The sequence below is a fragment of the Fodinibius sediminis genome, assembly GCF_900182555.1.
Taxonomy (GTDB): Bacteria; Bacteroidota; Rhodothermia; order Balneolales; family Balneolaceae; genus Fodinibius; species Fodinibius sediminis.
In genome coordinates, this window is sequence record NZ_FXTH01000008.1 from 1 (window position 1) to 18,919 (window position 18,919).

15 protein-coding genes and 1 pseudogene are annotated in these 18,919 nt (G+C 45.9%); 10 read left to right on the forward strand and 6 right to left on the reverse strand.

What is annotated here, in order from left to right; all coding sequences use genetic code 11:
• Positions 1–176, reverse strand: a pseudogene (locus FN808_RS19245) (IS1595 family transposase); the annotation flags it as partial.
• 76 nt (positions 177–252) lie between these two features.
• Between FN808_RS19245 and FN808_RS09900 the strand changes: the two are divergent.
• Positions 253–780 carry a hypothetical protein gene (locus FN808_RS09900; protein WP_142714435.1) on the forward strand — a complete coding sequence of 176 codons (528 nt, stop codon included), beginning with the start codon at positions 253–255 and terminating at the stop codon, positions 778–780.
• On the opposite strand, the gene FN808_RS09905 is transcribed toward FN808_RS09900, so the two are convergent.
• Positions 764–1,357: a helix-turn-helix domain-containing protein gene (locus tag FN808_RS09905; RefSeq protein WP_142714436.1), complete on the reverse strand. Its 594-nt coding sequence runs from the start codon at positions 1,355–1,357 to the stop codon at positions 764–766. The genes FN808_RS09900 and FN808_RS09905 overlap by 17 nt on opposite strands.
• Before the next feature lie 207 nt (positions 1,358–1,564).
• Between FN808_RS09905 and FN808_RS09910 the strand changes: the two genes are divergently transcribed.
• The 3 genes from FN808_RS09910 to FN808_RS09920 are packed head-to-tail and all read left to right on the forward strand — an operon-like array spanning position 1,565 to position 3,740.
• Positions 1,565–2,773, forward strand: a complete 1,209-nt coding sequence (locus FN808_RS09910; RefSeq protein WP_142714437.1) for a serine hydrolase domain-containing protein — start codon at positions 1,565–1,567, stop codon at positions 2,771–2,773.
• 44 nt (positions 2,774–2,817) lie between these two features.
• Complete coding sequence (locus FN808_RS09915) at positions 2,818–3,456, forward strand: DUF998 domain-containing protein (protein WP_185958343.1); 639 nt, start codon at positions 2,818–2,820, stop codon at positions 3,454–3,456.
• Positions 3,453–3,740 carry a hypothetical protein gene (locus FN808_RS09920; RefSeq protein ID WP_142714439.1) on the forward strand — a complete coding sequence of 96 codons (288 nt, stop codon included), beginning with the start codon at positions 3,453–3,455 and terminating at the stop codon, positions 3,738–3,740. Before FN808_RS09915 ends, FN808_RS09920 begins: the two co-directional genes overlap by 4 nt.
• Before the next feature lie 57 nt (positions 3,741–3,797).
• On the opposite strand, the gene FN808_RS09925 is transcribed toward FN808_RS09920, so the two are convergent.
• Positions 3,798–4,331: a hypothetical protein gene (locus FN808_RS09925; RefSeq protein ID WP_142714440.1), complete on the reverse strand. Its 534-nt coding sequence runs from the start codon at positions 4,329–4,331 to the stop codon at positions 3,798–3,800.
• 657 nt (positions 4,332–4,988) lie between these two features.
• On the opposite strand from FN808_RS09925, the gene FN808_RS09930 reads away from it, so the two are divergent.
• The 6 genes from FN808_RS09930 to FN808_RS09955 all read left to right on the forward strand — a co-directional run bounded on the left by FN808_RS09930 (position 4,989) and on the right by FN808_RS09955 (position 14,945).
• Positions 4,989–9,410, forward strand: a complete 4,422-nt coding sequence (locus FN808_RS09930; protein ID WP_142714441.1) for an aminotransferase class III-fold pyridoxal phosphate-dependent enzyme — start codon at positions 4,989–4,991, stop codon at positions 9,408–9,410.
• Positions 9,411–9,593: 183 nt separating this feature from the next.
• Positions 9,594–10,478, forward strand: coding sequence for an alpha/beta fold hydrolase (locus FN808_RS09935; RefSeq protein WP_142714442.1), 885 nt, complete (start codon positions 9,594–9,596; stop codon positions 10,476–10,478).
• A gap of 379 nt (positions 10,479–10,857) precedes the next feature.
• On the forward strand, positions 10,858–12,081 hold the full coding sequence (locus FN808_RS09940) for a Fe-S-containing protein (protein WP_142714443.1): 1,224 nt from the start codon (positions 10,858–10,860) through the stop codon (positions 12,079–12,081).
• On the forward strand, positions 12,082–13,293 hold the full coding sequence (locus FN808_RS09945; protein WP_142714444.1) for an FtsX-like permease family protein: 1,212 nt from the start codon (positions 12,082–12,084) through the stop codon (positions 13,291–13,293). It abuts the gene before it with no gap.
• A 4-nt stretch (positions 13,294–13,297) separates the two neighbouring features.
• A complete protein-coding gene (locus FN808_RS09950; RefSeq protein WP_142714445.1) occupies positions 13,298–14,260 on the forward strand; it encodes an ABC transporter permease in 963 nt (320 codons plus the stop codon).
• 13 nt (positions 14,261–14,273) lie between these two features.
• Complete coding sequence (locus tag FN808_RS09955; RefSeq protein WP_142714446.1) at positions 14,274–14,945, forward strand: ABC transporter ATP-binding protein; 672 nt, start codon at positions 14,274–14,276, stop codon at positions 14,943–14,945.
• Between the two features lie 269 nt (positions 14,946–15,214).
• Here the strand turns inward: FN808_RS09955 and FN808_RS09960 are convergent, their stop codons facing one another.
• The 3 genes from FN808_RS09960 to FN808_RS09970 all read right to left on the reverse strand — a co-directional run bounded on the left by FN808_RS09960 (position 15,215) and on the right by FN808_RS09970 (position 18,905).
• Positions 15,215–15,664: a hypothetical protein gene (locus FN808_RS09960; RefSeq protein ID WP_142714447.1), complete on the reverse strand. Its 450-nt coding sequence runs from the start codon at positions 15,662–15,664 to the stop codon at positions 15,215–15,217.
• Positions 15,665–15,713: 49 nt separating this feature from the next.
• Positions 15,714–17,213, reverse strand: a complete 1,500-nt coding sequence (locus FN808_RS09965; RefSeq protein WP_142714448.1) for an NADH-quinone oxidoreductase subunit N — start codon at positions 17,211–17,213, stop codon at positions 15,714–15,716.
• Positions 17,214–17,318: 105 nt separating this feature from the next.
• Positions 17,319–18,905 carry a complex I subunit 4 family protein gene (locus FN808_RS09970; protein WP_281280771.1) on the reverse strand — a complete coding sequence of 529 codons (1,587 nt, stop codon included), beginning with the start codon at positions 18,903–18,905 and terminating at the stop codon, positions 17,319–17,321.
• Positions 18,906–18,919: the final 14 nt, after the last annotated feature.

Consider the following 18,919-nt stretch of genomic DNA (forward strand, 5'->3'; position numbering starts at 1 on the left):
TCCGACCAGCGAGCGATTTTGTGGCGAAGCCGCCCGTAAATATCAGTGACCGACCGTCGGGAAATACCAGTAAGTTCAGCGGCATCGGTGGCCGTCAAATCCATCGAAAAATAACGAATCAATCGCCGAAATTTGGCCTCAGAAATTTTTGAACGTTTATAATACTTATTAATCATTGCATAGCAATATCTTACAAAGTTTTATAACATGCTATGCTTCACTAGACCCTTAATTTTTAAGTTGATCTTTCTTATGTCAGATACAAATATTGGGAAGGATATATTCAAGGAAATTGACTCTGCTTTAGAGGAGATTGGTGAGGTAGTTGAGGAGAAAAGAGAATTTGCTAAACTGCACCAAGCTCTATCAATAATTGAGAATGAGAGATACAGGAAAACACTGGAAGGAATATTGGATCAGGTTCAGTATTTAAAGCAAAACGAATACACTACTGAGGCTCATCAAGAGCCTATTGGGAAGCACTACAAAGCAGGGCAAATCTTTAAGACAAAACTCTTCCCTGATACCTCCAAAAGATTCAGGGACTTAGTGGTTAAGGAAACCAAATATCTGAGGATGCAGACCTCCGAATATAATGAGAATTGTGGTTTAGCTATTGGCTCTGTAGGTAATTTGATTCCTATGGGAGGAGAGCCTGTAAAGCAGGAACTCTACCTAAATGCACTCATAAATCTAATTATAGATTTTAGGCTAAGTACCCTACCTGATAATCAAGCGTTGGATTTTCTAGCTCAGAGCGTTCTCAAGACAAAACTTTAGAAACCCACGCTCTGGAGCAGTTAAATTTTCGGGCAATGTCAGCCTGAGTATCGACCTCTCCTGAGGCTAATAACTGTTCAAATATTTCCCTCTGCTCTTCTTTGCTTTTCTTCTTTTTCTTGGGTTTTCGGTTAACAGAATTAACCGTTTTGTAATGGTTCGCATTGCTCCAATTTGGGTACTTTTCGGCCAATTTTCGGTAATGAATTTGGTAGTCAATTCCATTAGGCCCTTGGTTAACAGCTCTGAGGGGCATTTTTGCAGTAAAAATAGTTCGCATTGCGGTGACTCGTGGGGAGCCGATCGAAGCTAAAGTGCGAACTTGGTCCTTTCCAGGTTCGCACTTTCTTATTTTATGCCAGTCTTTTTCCAGCTGTTTATCGGCTATATACTGTATTTTGATCGTTCCAGTGCCATTCTCGTCCACATTGGCGTTAACAGAATGAATTAACGCTTTTACAATGTGTTCACGCTTATTGATGTGTCCGTTCTTCCATTCGGCGATGAAATATTTAAGGATCTTAATCCTTACAGTCGATCCAATGAGGGATATTATAACTATCCAGAGCACATTCATAGAGTATTCCTGTATCAGATAAGCAACCCAAAGTGGAGATCATAATATTTGTCTTTCAAAAAATTTTGTTGCAAAAGGACAGGTGAGGATTCAATATTTAAATGGAAAATCCTTACGTGTTTCTTAGAAATCTCCTTACATAAGCCAGGCTGTAAAAGTAATAATATAATAGCATAAAACATTACATGGTTTAAGGAGGGGCTTATTATGCTAAAACTCAAGGAACCAACCCAAAGCCACCAAATTGAGGGACATGTGGGCAAACGCTTTGAAGCCGTGCGTGAAGCATTCGCTGAGAATTTCAATCGCCGGCACGAGCTGGGTGGCGCCTGTTGTGTGTACTACCGAGGCGAGATGGTTGTCGACCTGTGGGGTGGCGTTCGGAACAGGGAGACCGGCGAACCTTGGGAAGAGGACACCATGGTTATCATCTGGTCGGCCACCAAGGGCCTGGCTGCGATGACACTCGCAGTTGCCCATTCGCGGGGCTGGCTTGATTATGAGGAGCGGGTTAGCAGATACTGGCCGGAGTTTGCCCAGCACGGAAAAGAGAGCATCACCGTCCGACAGCTCCTGGCGCACCAGGCGGGCCTGTTTGCCTTCGATGAGCCGGTCGATAAAAGTGTGGTCGCCGATCTTGATATGCTCGCCACTGTACTTGCCCGCCAGAAACCGGCCTGGGAGCCAGGCTCCCGTCAGTCTTATCATGCGCTCACGCTGGGTTTCTACGAAGGAGAGTTGCTGCGCCGGATAGATCCGAAGCATCGCAGCCTGGGGCAGTTCTTCCAGGAGGAGATCGCTGCGCCGCTTGGTCTGGACCTTTATATCCGTCTGCCTGAGTCGATTCCAAACTCCAGGCTGGCTACCCTTTCCAGCCCGAGTTTGCTAGAAAGACTTTTGCACTTTCCGATTCGATTGACCTTGGCCGGGATGAATACTCGTTCTGATATCCACCGTGCGCTCATTGTGAATCCGGGTGCCGGTATATCACTGGATAAGGAGCGCATCTACGCGAGGAATTTCGAGGTTCCTTCCGGAGGCGGGGTCGGAACCGCACGGTCAATCGCAAAAGCTTATAGCGTATTTGCGACTGGTGGAAGGGAATTGAACTTGCGCCCGAAGACAGTGGAGGCCTTGTCTGCACCGGCGATCCCTTCTGAAAACGGCTTTTTCGACGAGGGGATGAAGGGGGAGGTGCAGTTCTCGCTGGGATTTATGAAATCCAATCCAACCATACCGTTCGGCAGTTCAAGTTCATTCGGTTCTCCCGGAGCGGGTGGGGCCATGGGTTTTGCCGATCCGGAGAACGGAATCGGTTACGGATACGTCACCAGCCAAATGGGAACAACGCTAACAGGCGATCCCCGGGACCTCGCACTCCGAAAAGCGGTGTATTCAGTCATTAATGATAATTGATTTGACTCCTTAATGTAAATTACAAGCTCATATACAATCAAAAATTGGAAACAAGACAGGTTGGTCAAAAGGTACTGCTTGTCTGCGGCATCCTGTCTTCGGTGCTTTGGATTGCTGCCGATATTATTGCATCCACACTATTGGAGGGCTATAGCTATTTCCATCAAACCCCCAGTGAGTTGAGTGCTATTGGGACTCCGACAAAAACGCTCTTGGTCCAAACCGGCGTTGCGTACAGCATCCTCCTTACCGCATTCGGTTTTGGAGTCTGGTTGTTCACTCATAGAAAGCACTCTATACGCATATCTGCAGGATTGTTAATCGCATACGGAATCATCAGTTTTGCATGGTTTTTTGTCCCGATGCATCCCAGGGGAACCGAGTTTACGCTGACCGATACCCTGCACGTCGGGATGGCGGCGGTAACGGTTCTTTTGGTTCTGCTCATCATCGGATTCGGGGCTAATGCTTTTGGAAAACGGTTCCGCATCTATTCGATTGTGACGCTCCTGATGCTTGTGGTGTTCGGCGGATTGACTTTCCTGCAAGCCGATCGGGTCACGGCAGACCTGCCGACGCCCTGGATGGGAATTTATGAGCGCATTAACGTCTACGGGTACATGCTCTGGGTCGCAGTACTGGCCATCGGCCTCTTGCGTAGCCGGAGTGGAAGCGAACAATGAATATCTCCAAAACACCGTACCGAATCAGGGGGATCGCAGGACTTCTCTTAGTTGGGCTCTCACTTGTTGCCTCCAGTATTAACGTCTATGGCCAGGCCGAGGCGACTTTGCCGGCACTGGTAAGGGGGGGCTTTGGGCATTTCTGGCTAAACAACTACACATGGGCGACAGATACCATAATTCGATTTGATGTAAACAATGATGACCCAGCCAACGTGCACATTGATTTTGGTATAAGCAAAGAATCCACTGGTTTCTACCTTCAATTTGATGAAGCATGTTAAGCTAGAATATGATAATCGTAGAGTATCAATCAGTAATACAGTTAGAACCGAAAATTTTTATTTCAATACCTTAGAAACCCAGGCGCGCCTAACTTCATATTTTCGAGCAATTTCAGCTTGCGAATCTACCTTCCCAGAGGCTAAAAGTTGTTCAAATATGTCCCTCTGTTTTTCTTTATTTTGGCCCTTTTTCTTTGGTTTTCGGTCAACAGAATTAACCGTTTTGTATTTGTTCGCATTGTTCCAATTGGGGTACTTTTCGGCCTGTTTTTCGTAATGAATCAAATACTCAATTCCCTTTGGACCCCTGTCATCAACTCTGATAAGACATTTTACTGAAAAAATAGTTCGCAGGTCGCCAATTACCATGGAGCTCAGAAATTCAAGCACTGACAGGCGAGAGCCGGTCCGTCCTTTTTTATTTATGTCTACTCCGCTTCCAGTTCCAACTGTATGTTCCCAAATAGTTGATCTCAATATCTCTTTTGTTTTCATCATATAGCTGAGAATTACTGACTGGATAACAGTTTTCATCAGATCTTCTTTCCCTCTGCTGTCAGACTCATCCCATCCGGTGATGGACACTTCCATGATGACTTTATAGGTGTCATTACCATCTATTTTTCTGTTTTGAGCGCTTCTTTGCTCTCCTTACGGTACCCGGACTTCTTCATGCTGTTGGCAATCTGCTCTTGGCAAAGCTGAACTGATGGGCTATTAGGGTGAGATTGAGGGTATTGTTCATGTCTTTCTTGACAGTACTAAGGGGGGAAGGTAAAGCAGATAATCTAATCGCCCCATCTTACACTCAAGGATAGCAGTTTTCTCGTCCAGGTCAGAAAAGGGTATTGTATTAAATTGGTTTGATGGAGCAAGTATAAAAGAAATATTGGGAGATGTTAAAATAGATAATTGAATTATCGTTGGTGTTTTTTATCCACAATGGAGATAAGAGCGATCAAAAGGGGGGCTACCTAAACTGCCCGGATTTCCCCTTACGACAGGATCAGCCTTTTTACTGCAAATTACTCTGCTAATTCCGTTCATGATTGGTCGGGATAACTTTTAGCTTGAAATATATAAGATATAGCATAGTGCGAAGTACGCGAGGCAGAACATATGACCATAGGGCATGGAGAGAACATGTAATTTCTGGTATTCCTCTTGCTCATGCTCGTGGAGATCATGGCAGTGCTGGTATTCAGTGAATGTAGTAGAATGGAAGAGATATTACTATAAAAAGGCATCATGAGAGACTCAATTCGGTTTGATCACATTATAAACGCAGATATCAAATTAACAGAGTCACCGGTACAGAACCTGGCCGAATTGATATTTTACAACCTAAATCACCGGAGTGAAAAAGGAGAAATTATTCTGGGGCACGATAATAAAAAGCTCATAAGGATATCTCTGCATCGGTACCGCTATATTCATCTGCAATTGTACAAACAGTTCTCTGAGAACAACATTAAACAGGGGGATACAATGCTCCTTGCGGGCGTACCAGGCAACAACGAGATGATCCAGGCACTACTGTTTTCGGCATTGTCTTCCTACGGTGTTCGTGTATTTATGCCAATGTTTATGGAGACGAACGAATTGGACGAATGGCTTTCTGTTTCTAATTGCCGGCTGGCAATTATTCCCATGACAGAAATTCGCCGGTTAGATCATCATGTAAAGGCAAAAGCCGTTGTTGATGACATCATTGAAAAGGTTCAAGGGCACGGCATCAAGATCTGGGATACGTTCAGCTCTTTTAACATTTTGCACTGGTTGAACTGCGAGCTTCCCAGAGACAATTTCCTGTCAGATCCGCTTGTTGCAGCCATTGTCGAAAGAACGAACCTGAATCAGGAGGCTTTGATCATTACGACCTCGGGATCCACGGGACGGTCTAAGCTGGTTGTTTACCGTCAGGGCGCCTTTCTTAACAGCTGCCTGAGTTGGCAGATGGGTGGCATGCTGGAAAAAAGCAGGCTTGGCGGTCGGGGCTTTACGCCGCTTTTTACCCACACTATGGGGATTCGAACCTTCTTTAACGCGTTGTGGACGGGAAACCCCGCGTGTCTGATCAATACGGAGTGGTTCGAAGAGCAGCCGGAGATTGTGAGGTATTTTTTGTTAAAAATGAAACCGGAACATATTACCGGTGGTCCAGCCGCTTTTCAGCTCTTGCTTGAGATGACGAGAAATTTCCCAGAGCTGATTCCGGGTTTTCGAAACCATTTTAAAACATTGGTATCCAGCGGGGCCCCATTTGATTCCAGGCTGGTGCAAGAGCTTCAATCTATCTTTGAGCTGCCGATCCATAATGCACTGGGTACCACCGAGACGCAGCAGGTGACCAATACCATGAGGGATGATCCGAATGAAGATCCCGTAACCGGCGGCCTTGGCGCCCCGCTGCCCGGTGTAAGCTTGGGCTTGAAACGGGGAGAAATTGGAAATACCTACCGGTTGTTTATCAAGTCGCCCTTTGGATGTTCTGGAATCCTAAGCAAGGAGGGGATAACTCCACAAGATGAGTATTTCTATTCAGGGGATATCGTGGAATTGAAAAAAGGGAAGCTTGTCTATGCCGGCCGTGATGGTAGAGACTTTTTCAAGGATGGATTCGGGGTGAAAATACCCATAAATAGTGTAGGTGAATATTACCGGGAGCTTGATCCGATGATCTCCCATATCGAGTTTTACACTCTGCAGGGAGAACCGGGATTGGCAGCCTTGGTATTTGTTAGGACTTCTTCACTATTGCCGGGAAAGGTGAAAAACAAGGAGGTCATTACCAATATTAAAAGCCGGTTAGAAACAATTAATGACCAGTTGTTCAGGGAGTTAAATCCGCTTGAATTTCGCCACCGCTCGATACGGCGTTTTACTTTATTAAATGCGGAGCCCCCCAAAACACTAAAAGGCAATGTATCCCAGAAGCTGATACAACAAAAGCATGCTTCGATAATTCTCGCTTTACGAAAATATTTTGTCTCAGAAGACTGGATCCACACCGTCAAAACCCGCCAGCTGCAATTCGATACGTTTACCGAGCATGCCAATTCGTACGTGGGGCGGTATCTCAGGGATCTCAAAATGGACTTGGTTTACCATCGGGCGGAGAAAGATTCCCTATTTGCATATAGGGAAGGAAAAGAAATTGAGATCCTCGATCTGGTTGGAGGATATGGGGGGAATCTGCTGGGGCATAATTATCCTGCATTGCGAAAGGCCTTGAACAAATTCCTGGATCGCGGGGCCATTGCTATTGCAAACCAGGGAAGTATTCACAATCAGGTAGGTCGGCTGGCCGAGAAGTTGAATGATATGGCAGGCCGTGAAACAGGCCGCCATTTTCGTACGTTATTTGGATCAACGGGCGCAGAAGCCGTGGAAATGGCGCTTCATCACGCCTGCATGGAGTGGAGAGAGCGAATGCAGAAGATGGAGCGGCGCCAGCTTCAACAATTTGGCAGCCGGGATGCGGGAAACTTCCAGGAAATATGGGAGCAAAACAGAAAAAAAATTGAAACCACCCGCCTTGGCGTGATTACCCTGAAGTCTGCCTTTCACGGGCATTCAACCGGGGCTCGCTCCCTTATCGGAAACAAGGATCAACGCTACAAATTCAGCAATATGTTGACGCTGGATTCTTTGCCTGTTGATGATAGTAATCCTGGCTGGCGCGATCAAATAGACCAGCATATTCAGCAGGCTCATATAGAACTTACAATCTACAAGAAAAGAAAAGGTCGCATCCAGACTACAACCCAACGAATATCCACAATTATTGCTGCAATTGCTGAGCCTATCGCGGGCGAAGGAGGAGTTCGGCAGGTAAACAGGGCGGTATTGCGCTACCTCTCCGGCTGCAAGTTTCCGCTCATTTTGGATGAAATACAGAGTGGGCTTGGGCGTTCCGGAGAATTTCTTGCCTCGAAAGGGATTGCCGGTGATTACTACCTGCTGGGTAAATCGCTGGGTGGGGGACTGGAAAAAATTTCAGCCCTCCTGGTAGATAAAAATCGATATATAGATGAGTTTGGCAAGTATTATACCACCACGTTCGGAAATGGAGAGCTTGCGGCACGGGTTGCCAGGGAAATGCTGTCGCTGGTTAGCGCTGTAGAAATTCCAAAACGTGCGCGCGAACGCGGAGTACGACTAAAAAACCGTTTGCAGGCGGCTGTCAATCGATATCCTGATGTACTGGATGCGGTTGTTGGCAGAGGACTGATGCTCGGCATCCGTTTCAGGGATTTTTCAGCTCTCGGCAACATTTTTCTTCGGTTGATGTATCGCCAGGAATTCCTGGGATATGTTTGTGCATCCTACTTGCTGAACCGGCACTTCATCAGGGTACTGCCTACTCTTTCTGCTCCCAATGTATTGCGAGTTGAACCATCGGTATTTATCACGGATGAAGAGATCAATCAACTGGGAACAGCCCTGGAAAGCCTGGCTGAAATCATCCAGCAACAGTCACTCTACGATCTGTTTCTCCATTTTATGGAGGATGATCCCTTTGACGACCAAAAAGGGTATGAGCCCCCGGGCGGTTTGATCTATCCTGCCCTGGATCTACCGGAGGAGGGAGCTAAACAGGTCACATTCCTGGCCCATTTCACCAGTCCATCTGACGAACTGCGAATACTGGAGCCCTCCTTTGCCAAGGCCTCCAACACCGGCCTGCGACTATTGTTTAATCATCTGCAGGTATTAATGGAGATGAAGCCAGTGACACTCTTCAGCAAGAAACTGTTTGGAGGACGTATCCACTTCCAGATGAAAGTTATACCCCTGGGATCAGCTGAACTCGAACGAATGCACCGGGAGGGGAAAAAAAGAGAAATCATCGAAAAAATTCAGCAAGGAGTGGATGAAGCTGCTATAGAGGGTTCCGAGTTCGTGGCCCTGGGAGGTTATACCTCCATTTTTACGAACAACGGCATGGCCCTGGTTGAGCCTTCATCGACAAAAATTATAACGGGTAATACGCTTACAGCGGCTTCAGGTATTCGGCGAGTGCTGCATGAGATTAAGACAAGTTCGGATGTTAATAAACCGTGTACACTTGGAATAGTGGGGGCGGCCGGGAATATCGGACGAGCGATTACCGACTATATGTCGAAGCAGGAGCACTATTTCAATCGGATCAACTTGATCGTCCATAATACGAAACAACAGGTATGGCTGGAGCAACAGTTACAAAAATCAACGGATAAATCGCCGTTAATTGAAATAGCATGCAGTGTGAATATGGAGCACCTGCGGCAGTGTGATGTTATAGTGATAACCACAAATGCCAACAAACCCCTTGTATTCCCACAACATATCAACCCAGATTATCCGGTCCTTATTTCTGACAATTCCGTGCCGAGTGCCCTTTCCCCGGAGGTCGAAAAAATGGATCGCGTCACAATGGTCCCCTTTTCTTCATACTTGAAACTGCCAATGGATCCGGAGTTCGTTATCAGTTCTCACACCCCCAGGGGAACGGCGTTCTGTTGTTCCGTAGAAGCCATGCTCTGCGGGTTGGAAGAGGTCAATGTGCCTCTTAGAGGAACATTGGAAGAATCCTCGATCGAATTAATGATGAAGCTTGCTGAAAAATGGGGATTGTTTGGTGAGTTTGGCACTCTAAGCAGTTTCAAGAGTAATGCATATTTCTGAATTTTTATATGATGTCGGTGCCTCCCGCGATAATCCGGCGATGAAGTTAAAAGTATTGACCGTTCATCAGCTTGTCGAGTGCTGTGCGTAGCCGGCACCGGGGAGGCATGGCTGGATATTATCTGTGCGGATACAGTTTTAGAGGAATCCAGAATTCTGTGATAACTATCAAATATGAGAGAGATGGCAAAACGAATATTATTCCGTACCAAGACAGAGCCTCAAGATACAGATCTGAGCAGGTACGGTCCCTGCTCACGTCGGATTATCGATCGATATATTTCGCTGCCCAATGGGATTGATCTGCGTGTCGTATCATTTTATCCCCTGAAGAGTGTCCATCCACCGGTGGTGATGATTACTGGACTGGCGTCAGTTATGGAGAGCTCAAAGGAGATTACCCGAGCGCTTACCCGTGATTTCACTGTCCATTATCTGGAAACCCGCGAAAAAAAAACATCGAGAACAAATGGGAAGCGGAATTTCGAAATCGAGGCGATAGGAGAAGACATTGCCCTGGCAATTTCAGAGCTGGGGCTTGACAACAGGGGATACATCCTTTTGGGCGCTTCCCTTGGTGCCACAGCTATAGTAGATTCATACCGGTTATTGGCTGACAGACCTCTTGCCCTGTTCATGCTAGAGCCCAATGCCTCATTTAAAATTCCGCGCTGGAGTATTCCGTTAATCTATCTCTCCTCTTATACATACGGAATCATTAAACCGGTAGCCAAATACTACTTAAAAAATTATCGTATCAATATTCAGGAGGATTACGAGATGTATGAAATTTCATCTCGTGCACTCGATGCTGCTGATCCATACAAGCTGAAGAGGGCAGTACTTTCGTTGAGTCGTTATAAAATCTGGGAGCGCCTCGAATCGGTGGATGCCCCGACACTTATTGTGGGGGCTTCAAAAGACCATTTTCACAACCATGAGGAGATGCTCGAAATGGCCGATCAATTGAAAGACTGCACTTTCATTGATCTGGAAAACCATCAGCGAACGCACAGCGCGGAGTTTGCAGCAATCGTCAAAGATTTCCTCAAAGAACTGCTTAATTAGGATATTAGAATATCTGTACGTATGCCTGTAGCTGGAATGCTTTATCAGAGATCATCTTGAACGGCCGGTTGGGGGATGGGGTATGACAATGCTTTTAGTCGGGTAACTGGTCAGCCTGTGTAACATTACCATAACAGGCAGACCAGGGCTAATGGATCCATGTATGATCTTCCTGCCGTGGAGATAGTGTCGCAGGCCGTGTGCTGCCCCGTTGGCCAATTACAATTGCCGTGACTCTGACACATGCTACCCGTCATATATACGGTCATTAGGTAATTTAAAGTTGGAGAATTATTTAGATTAAGACTATATTAGATATAAAGGTCTAAAAATATGAAAAGCCAAAGGCAACCGAACTGTTCACCTAAAATAAGGTCATATGTTAGAGGCAGCAGGTATTACACTCAGAGATTCAATTGAGGCTATTCTCGTTATTTTTGTAATGTTAGCCTATCTAAAGCGAAGCGGACAGGAAAATCGAAAGCGCTATATTTACGGCGGTGCTTCTATAGCAGTGATCATTAGTATAGCAGCGGGTATAATTTTGTCTCACATTGGAGTTAATCCGGAAAATGAATGGGTGGAGGGAATGCTGTATTTTGCTTCAGCGATTCTGGTCGGTTCCCTGACCATCTGGATGATTCGTCACTCAAGTGATCTGAAGTCCGATATAGAAGAAAAAATGCAGAAGAGTTCGAGCGGTATGATGTTGGGCTTTATTGCATTTGTCATGGTCCTGAGAGAGGGGGCGGAAATTGTTGTTTTTATGCAAAGCCTGCTTTTGGCTGGCAATACGCCGGTGCAGAATTTTCTAGGAGGGGTAATGGGAATGGTATTATCGATCATTTTTGGCTTTGTTTTTCTTTGGGGCACGACAAAGATCCACATGGGTCGTTTTTTCAAAGTTACATCCGTGATATTGGCAATACTGGTTTTGCAGTTGACGGCCAACGGATTTCATGAACTTTTTGAAATCGGGGTGCTTCCCTCCACGGAAATGGTGATGCTGGGTATTGGATTTCTTGCCAAAGATTCTACTGGTACGTTAATTATTGCACTGATGCTATTCGCCCTGATTCTGCTGGTGATGTACGATCTGATTAAATCGCATCCCCCCGAGTTTTCAGGGTTGAAACCTACCGACCGGCGCAAAAAGCGATACCGTTTTTACAAGGAAAAATATGCAAAGATGTCGCTTTCAGGCCTGTTGATTTTTCTGGCGGTCCCCCTTTTCTCTACGACAGTAGCCACTTCAAGCCTGGTGGTCCCCGAACCGGCATCCGTTACACCGGTAAATGGAGTAATCACCATTGATATTCCGCAGGAAGATGGTTTATACAAGTATGAATATGAAGGCATTCGACTCTTGGTTACTCGAAAAGAGGGGGAGGTTAAAGCGGCACTGGACCGCTGCTATATATGTCCGCCAACCGGTTACGGATACAATGGTGAGCAATTGGTATGCCAGACCTGTTCAGCGCCCATCGATCCGTCTACCATAGGTCATGCCGGCGGTTGTAACCCGAAGGTTATTGACTACGAAACCGGTTCGGACACCATCAGCATTTCTGCAGATGAACTAACAACACACTGGGGGCAATAGATGATTTCATTTATATTGCGCCTGGCAGCCCGCGCGGTGCGCATCAAGAATCTCCGTTTTTTATCATTAACGCTAACCATGGTGGCTGCTTCTTCTCTGCTGGTTATTCTGTCATCGGTTTATATGAATGCCGAGTCAAAGTTGGCGATGGATATAAGCGGGGTGCCGAATATGGTTATTCAAAATGGTGGAGATTTGCTCGATGATAACATACTGAAAGTACAGGATATAAAAGAGCTGAAAACGAAACGCCATTTCTGGCGAAATAATGTGTTGAACGCCATGCCCATTCTCGAAGCCGAGGCCGTCATCGATGGGGAAACGGTACATGTGGCCGGTACCTGGTTTCGCAAAGAGGTATCAATAGACGAAGAGAGATACAACTTTGGATTATTGCATTTTGACGGCTGGAAGTATGAGGGGGTGTCTTCATCTGACGCCAATAGCGTGATTCTGGGAGCCAATATCGATATTGACGATGCAATCGCATTATCAATACATGGCAGGAAAGCAGAATACATGGTAGCCGGAATGATAGAAACCGGTACCTACTGGGATGATTATATTTTTATGGATATCGAGAAACTCAAGGAACTGGCCGAAAGGAGCAGTATAGATAAAATCCTTGTCAGTGCATTGATTAAGCCTCAGGATGAATTATCGCGGAAGGCAGAACAGTATGGCGTGAATACGCTGAATTCAGAGGAGCTGGAAAAATGGTCGTGTTCACCTTATGCCGGTTCAATTGCGTATTCAGTCGGGCAGGTTCTTCCGGGTAATAATGTTCGCATACTTCGCAGGATAACCGAAGTACAGGGAGGGGTCATCAAGGCATCTACAGGCATTTTCTTTGGCCTGTTTGTTTTGACCCTGGCATCATCCCTCATTGCCATCATCAGCGCAGAAAAAATGTATGTAACCTCACATCTCGAGGATTTTGGAATTATGGCTGCGATCGGCGGATCGAGTAAAAAAATAATGCTGCAGCTTCTGGTCGAGTTGGGAATGGCCTCGTTCATTTCCGCTGCTATTACCTACATGCTTAGCGCACTGACACTGAATTATGTGAGTCACGTTATTTTTAATATCGAGTTTTCATCGCACCAGCTTTTGATTGTCATGTCATTGGCAATTCCATTTTTAATCTCTTTTTCAGCGCTGCTGTTTGCCAGGAAGGGATTGACAAACAATACCACTGAACTTTTGAGATAGTAGCATGTTATTGAACATCGTAACCAAATCAATAAAGTCGCGCCGAGACCTGTATTTTCCCATGATTATGGCCGTTGTTATAACGTTGAGCCTGATAGGCGCCGCTGAAGTGGTTGGAGACGAGTTTAACCGGGTTATCGATCGGGAAATGAGCAAATACGGCATAAACGTGATTCTCCGCCTCGAAGAAGGGGAACAGGCTACCGCCGGCGTCCCGGTTCAGCTGAAAACAGCTTCCGTGAACGGGGAGCAAAAAGAACTTGCGGTAACTCCCGTTTTTTCATTAATGGAGATCAATCCGGCATGGATTATTTTGGGACAGAGCGATTACGTTGTCGGTCAGCTTGTAGCCGATGAACTGGGAATCGAACAGGGGGATGCCCTTACCATTGATGGAGCGCTTATACAGCCGTCCATACTCAAAAGCGGCACCCGGTTCGATAGCTATATTTTTAGCAATGGAACGCCTCAGAATGCTTCATTAGCGTTAATCAGGACTGATAATCCTGGAATGTATGAAGGCAGAAATGCCATAATTCTCAAGGAGATGGTACAAACCAGATATCGGTTTTTGGGCAGTATAGAATCGCTGATGTTGACCATTGCAATGATCTCGGTCCTGGCTTCGTTCGCTACGGTTATTAATCTGGCCAGGCTCGATGCGGGGAAAAGAAGAAAAGAGTTGGGGATTTTTAAATCGCTGGGAGGGTCGGGAAGCCGAATACTACTGCTAATAAGTTCTGAATATTTGATTCTGTCCCTGGTTTCGATAATCGCGGGGGTGGCCGGCACCCTGCTGTTAAGCTGGGCAATTCTGCAGTACGTTGCTGACTATGCACCGGTTATAGGGCTCACAACTATTTTTTATATCAGCGGTGTAACTTTTATTGCGTTCGGTTTTGCCGGTTTAACGTATATGATAGAATCTCACAATCACAATGTTGTCCATGAATTGCGTGGCGTATAAAAAATATATCACTATGATATCGACTGTTGATCTTTGTAAGGATTACGGAAGCGTAAAGGCTCTCGACAATATTTCCTTTTCAGTGGGAAGAGGACGAATAATGAGTATTATGGGGCCGTCGGGAAGTGGAAAAACCACCCTTATTAACTTGATCGCCGGATTGGATCAGTCAACCAGCGGCCGAATTAGCATAGGGGGGACTGATATTACGGATTTCGATAATGATGAGAAGGCCCGGTTTCGCCTGGAACACCTGGGTATTATTTTCCAGCAATTTCATCTGGTTGATTATCTGACAGCTCTGGATAATGTGATGCTGGCACAGTATTTCCACAGCATGCCTGACAGGGAAGATGCCATGCAATCGTTAAAGATGGTTGGGCTCGGCGACCGCGCGGATCACCTGCCAGGCGAATTAAGCGGTGGGGAGAAGCAGCGAGTAGCCATCGCCAGGGCCATCACCAACGACCCTGAGCTCATTCTGGCGGATGAACCAACTGGAAATCTCGATGAGGATAATGAGCGTATGGTCATGGATATCTTCAAGGAGTTAAAAGTGGAAGGCAAAACTATTATTCTCGTAACCCATAATCATTCGCTTGGGGAACAATGTGATGAAGTTATCAGGTTGAAACATGGCAGAGTTGATAACCACCGTATTAGAGAACTTGAAATGGTTAAGTAGATTCATGGTGTGCTGCCAATGCCATGGAATGGGCGCCAATTTTCTAATCATCAGGACCAGCTGTTCCCTGTTCTTATTCCCTTTCCTATCCAAAGCATCAGGGATAGCGGATATCCTGGTGCTGAAATTTTGGGGTGAGGAAATTGAGGCAATAAATACACCACTGGCCTGCCATCCATTTTTTAAAATGCCGGTCGTATAAACCGAATGTTGTCTGAGGCAATTCTGCAGCTCAATAGGCGAAGGGATATTCAATGGAATATTCCGGGCTATCCTGCGACCGATTTATCACCGGGAGCCTGCCCGCCAAATGCATCGCTAACGATGATATCCTTAACCTTTTGTGCCAAATGGGTGCACTCTTTGACAATATTGATGTTATTGCAGAAATAAATCTCTTCATCATTTACGATCTCTTTAACATCCTTGCAGGTACATCGCATGGGAGAGAAATCTATTTCACCAACGCCGCTTACGTGCTGTGTGGCGTATTCGATTAGTTCATCAATTGTTTTCTTGCCCTGCTCGAGCGTTTTATCAATTTCCTCATTAGACTTGTGAACATATAAACATCCCAGAAAATGGTACAGGGAGCTTCGGGCTGATATGCAGGCGGAATATGTTACAACGTCTTCCTCCGGCTTATGCAGCTCTTCGGTTGCCTTCGACAATAGATTGTCGGCCTTTGCATATAGTATTTCTACTCTTTCATCATCCATGATATTGTATTTTTAAGTGAATGTTGGATGGTTTTATGGTCTTTCCATACTATTTTAGTCCAAATATTACAATTGACTGTTTTGCAAACTCAACAAGGGGAGTAAAGTATACGCCCAGTAAAAGCGTTGGAACCAGCAGGACCCCCAGCATTACTTTTGATCGGATATTGAATTTAGCTCTTGATGCGCCTTCATCCGGATTATAAAGGAACATATTCCGAACTACCCGAATGTAGTAATAGAGGGAAATAACGGTAGTAATACCAGCGATGGCCACCAGCCAGATCCATCCGGCGCTTACGGCTGCTCCAAAAATGTACAGTTTTGCTATAAATCCGCCGGTAGGGGGCAGTCCCGTAAGCGATACAAGAAAAATTGTCATAGCTATACCCTCCATCGGCGCACGGTGGCCCAGCCCCTTGTATTCTTCTATGGATTCGGTATGGAAAGAATCGGAAAAGAGCATGGCCGTGTAAAAGGCTCCCAGGTTCATAAACAGGTAAATAAAGGTGTAAACCAGGATGGATGAAACGCCCTGTTCCGAGAATATCACCACGCCCATAAGAATATATCCCGCATGGGCAATGCTGGAATAGGCAAGCATGCGTTTGATATTATCCTGCATCAGAGCCGTCAAATTGCCGACAATCATAGCCAGTGCCGCCATTATGCCGATTACGATATCCCAAGGAACATCATCAGTAAAAATAGTCTGCCATACACCGCTCTCGCTCATAGTGCCGATGTCGATAAAGGAGACCGTGAATAACCGAACAAGCAGGCCCAGCGCCGCAATTTTTGAGGCTACAGCGAGAATGGCGGCGATGGAGAACGTTGCTCCTTCGTAAATATCGGGAGCCCAGAAATGGAAGGGTACCACGGCGATCTTGAACCCGAGACCGACCAGTATCATGGCTACGGAGAGGTTAAAGATCACAGGCTGCGAAATGCCTGCATTCAGAGCGGCATTAACAGCAAATATATCGGTCGCTCCCGTCACACCAATAAGGAGTGAGAGCCCGTAAAGCATGATTCCCGATGAAACTGCCCCGAATATGATATATTTCATGGAAGATTCGGAAGAGCGGCGCGATTTTTTCGTGAAGCCTACCAGTACATACGAACTGATACTGGTAATCTCAAACACCAGATACATCAGAAGTAGATTCGTCGCTCCTACCATAAGCAGCATTCCCAGCACCATGCCGGAAAGAAGCATATAGAATTCGCCTGTCCGTGATTGATATTCTTTCAGTTCACTGCTGTTCATGGAAAACAGGACTACAAATACAGCGGCGAGAATAACGAGTATCTTAAGAAATACGGCGAAAGGGTCAACCGCTAATACCTCATGGAATACCGCTTCATTCGTACCAATTTGAAAAAGGGTGGCGATACCGGCGAGTATCAGTCCATCCAGCATGATCAGCCCGGCAGAATTACTATTCCCTTTTGCAAAAAGATCACCAATAATTATAGCACACAAGGTAAGTACGATGATAATCTCAGGATAAAACTGGCTAATACTATGTAATATCTGTTCAACCATAATCAGCTAATAATTCTAAAACATTTGCGTTTGTACTCCGGTGATGATGTTCCATCCAGAATCGTCATCGTATTTTTGATAATGTTTCTTGCAGAAGTTTCCATGCTATATACCTCCTCCGGTTACAAGTTCCACAAGACCGCTTAGCGAGCTGTTAATTAGATCAATGGCCAGCGAGGGAAAAATTCCAAGCAGAACAATGAGAATAATAAGCGGCACAAAGCTTATATATTCCCTTAGAGTAAGGTCTTTGAGATCCTCCCAGCGGTCCGGCGTTTTTCCGAGAAATATTCTCTGTATGGTCCACAGGATATAGGCGGCCGTTATTATGATACCGGTAACCGATATGATGGTAATCCAGCGATAGGCTGCAAAGGCTCCGAGGAATGAGAACAGCTCACTTACAAAGCCGTTAAGCCCCGGTAGTCCCATAGCAGCAAACATACCCACCATGGCGATCCCCGTATATTTCGGCATTTGATTGGCCATGCCTCCGAAATCATATAGCCCCCGAGTGTGGGTCCGATCATAAAGCACCCCTACCGAGAGAAAGAGAACAGCGGTAATAATACCGTGATTGAACATCTGTAGTACCCCGCCTACCATACCCTGCGTATTGAGAGCCGCGATGCCGAGAATTACGATACCCATGTGACTGATGGAGGAGTAGGCAATCAGTTTTTTGAAGTCATCCTGCGCCATGGCACAAAAGGCTCCGTAAATGATGCTGATCATTCCAAGTACCGCCATAAAGTATCCGAAATAGAGCGTAGCGTCAGGGAATATCGGAAAGTTGATTCGCAGCAGGCCGTAGGCTCCGAGTTTCAAAAGAACACCGGCCAGGATTACACTAATAGGGGTGGGGGCCTGTACGTGAGCATCCGGCAGCCAGGTATGAAATGGGAAAATAGGTATTTTGATTGCAAAGTTTATAAATAGTGCCATCCATGCTACATAACGCCAGGTGGTATCCAAACCGCCCAGCAGCCCGCCATCCACAAAATTATCGGGATTCATCATATGCAGGATGTTGAAGGTATGGATGGATTCGCCTGTAGCGGGATCGGTGTATGCAACGCTGAAATAGAGGGCCAGCATCGTAAGCAGCATCAGGATACCTCCTATAAAAGTGTACAGGAAGAATTTGATAGCCGCGTATTCCCGTTGTGGACCGCCCCAGATACCGATCAGGAAGTACATTGGCAGCAGCATGACCTCCCAGAATATGAAGAACAGAAAGAAGTCGAGGGCCACAAATACGCCCATAATACCGGCAATCAACAGAAGGTAGAGGGCGAAATATCCTTTTACCATCTTTTTGATATTCCAGGATGAGATGACACCGACAAACGCTATTAGCGCGGTTAGAATTACCATTAAAATACTCAACCCGTCCAGGCCGAGGAAGTAATCGATCTTGATTTTCCCTACCCAGGGGACGGCATCGACGGTGATCCAGTTATGATGTTCTACAAACTGGAAGCTTTCAATATTGTTGATGCCCGTTTTTGCCTGGTCGAAAACCGAATAGATGATACCAGCCAGAAGTACCTGTATACTGGTAACGGCAGCGGCAGTCCATCGAATGGCATTACGATTTCTGTCAGGAATAAGGAGTATGATTATCATACCCAGGATCGGTATGAAAACAATCCAGGAAAGTATACCTAGGCCTAAAAATTGAAATTCCATAAGTTCAGCGCTCA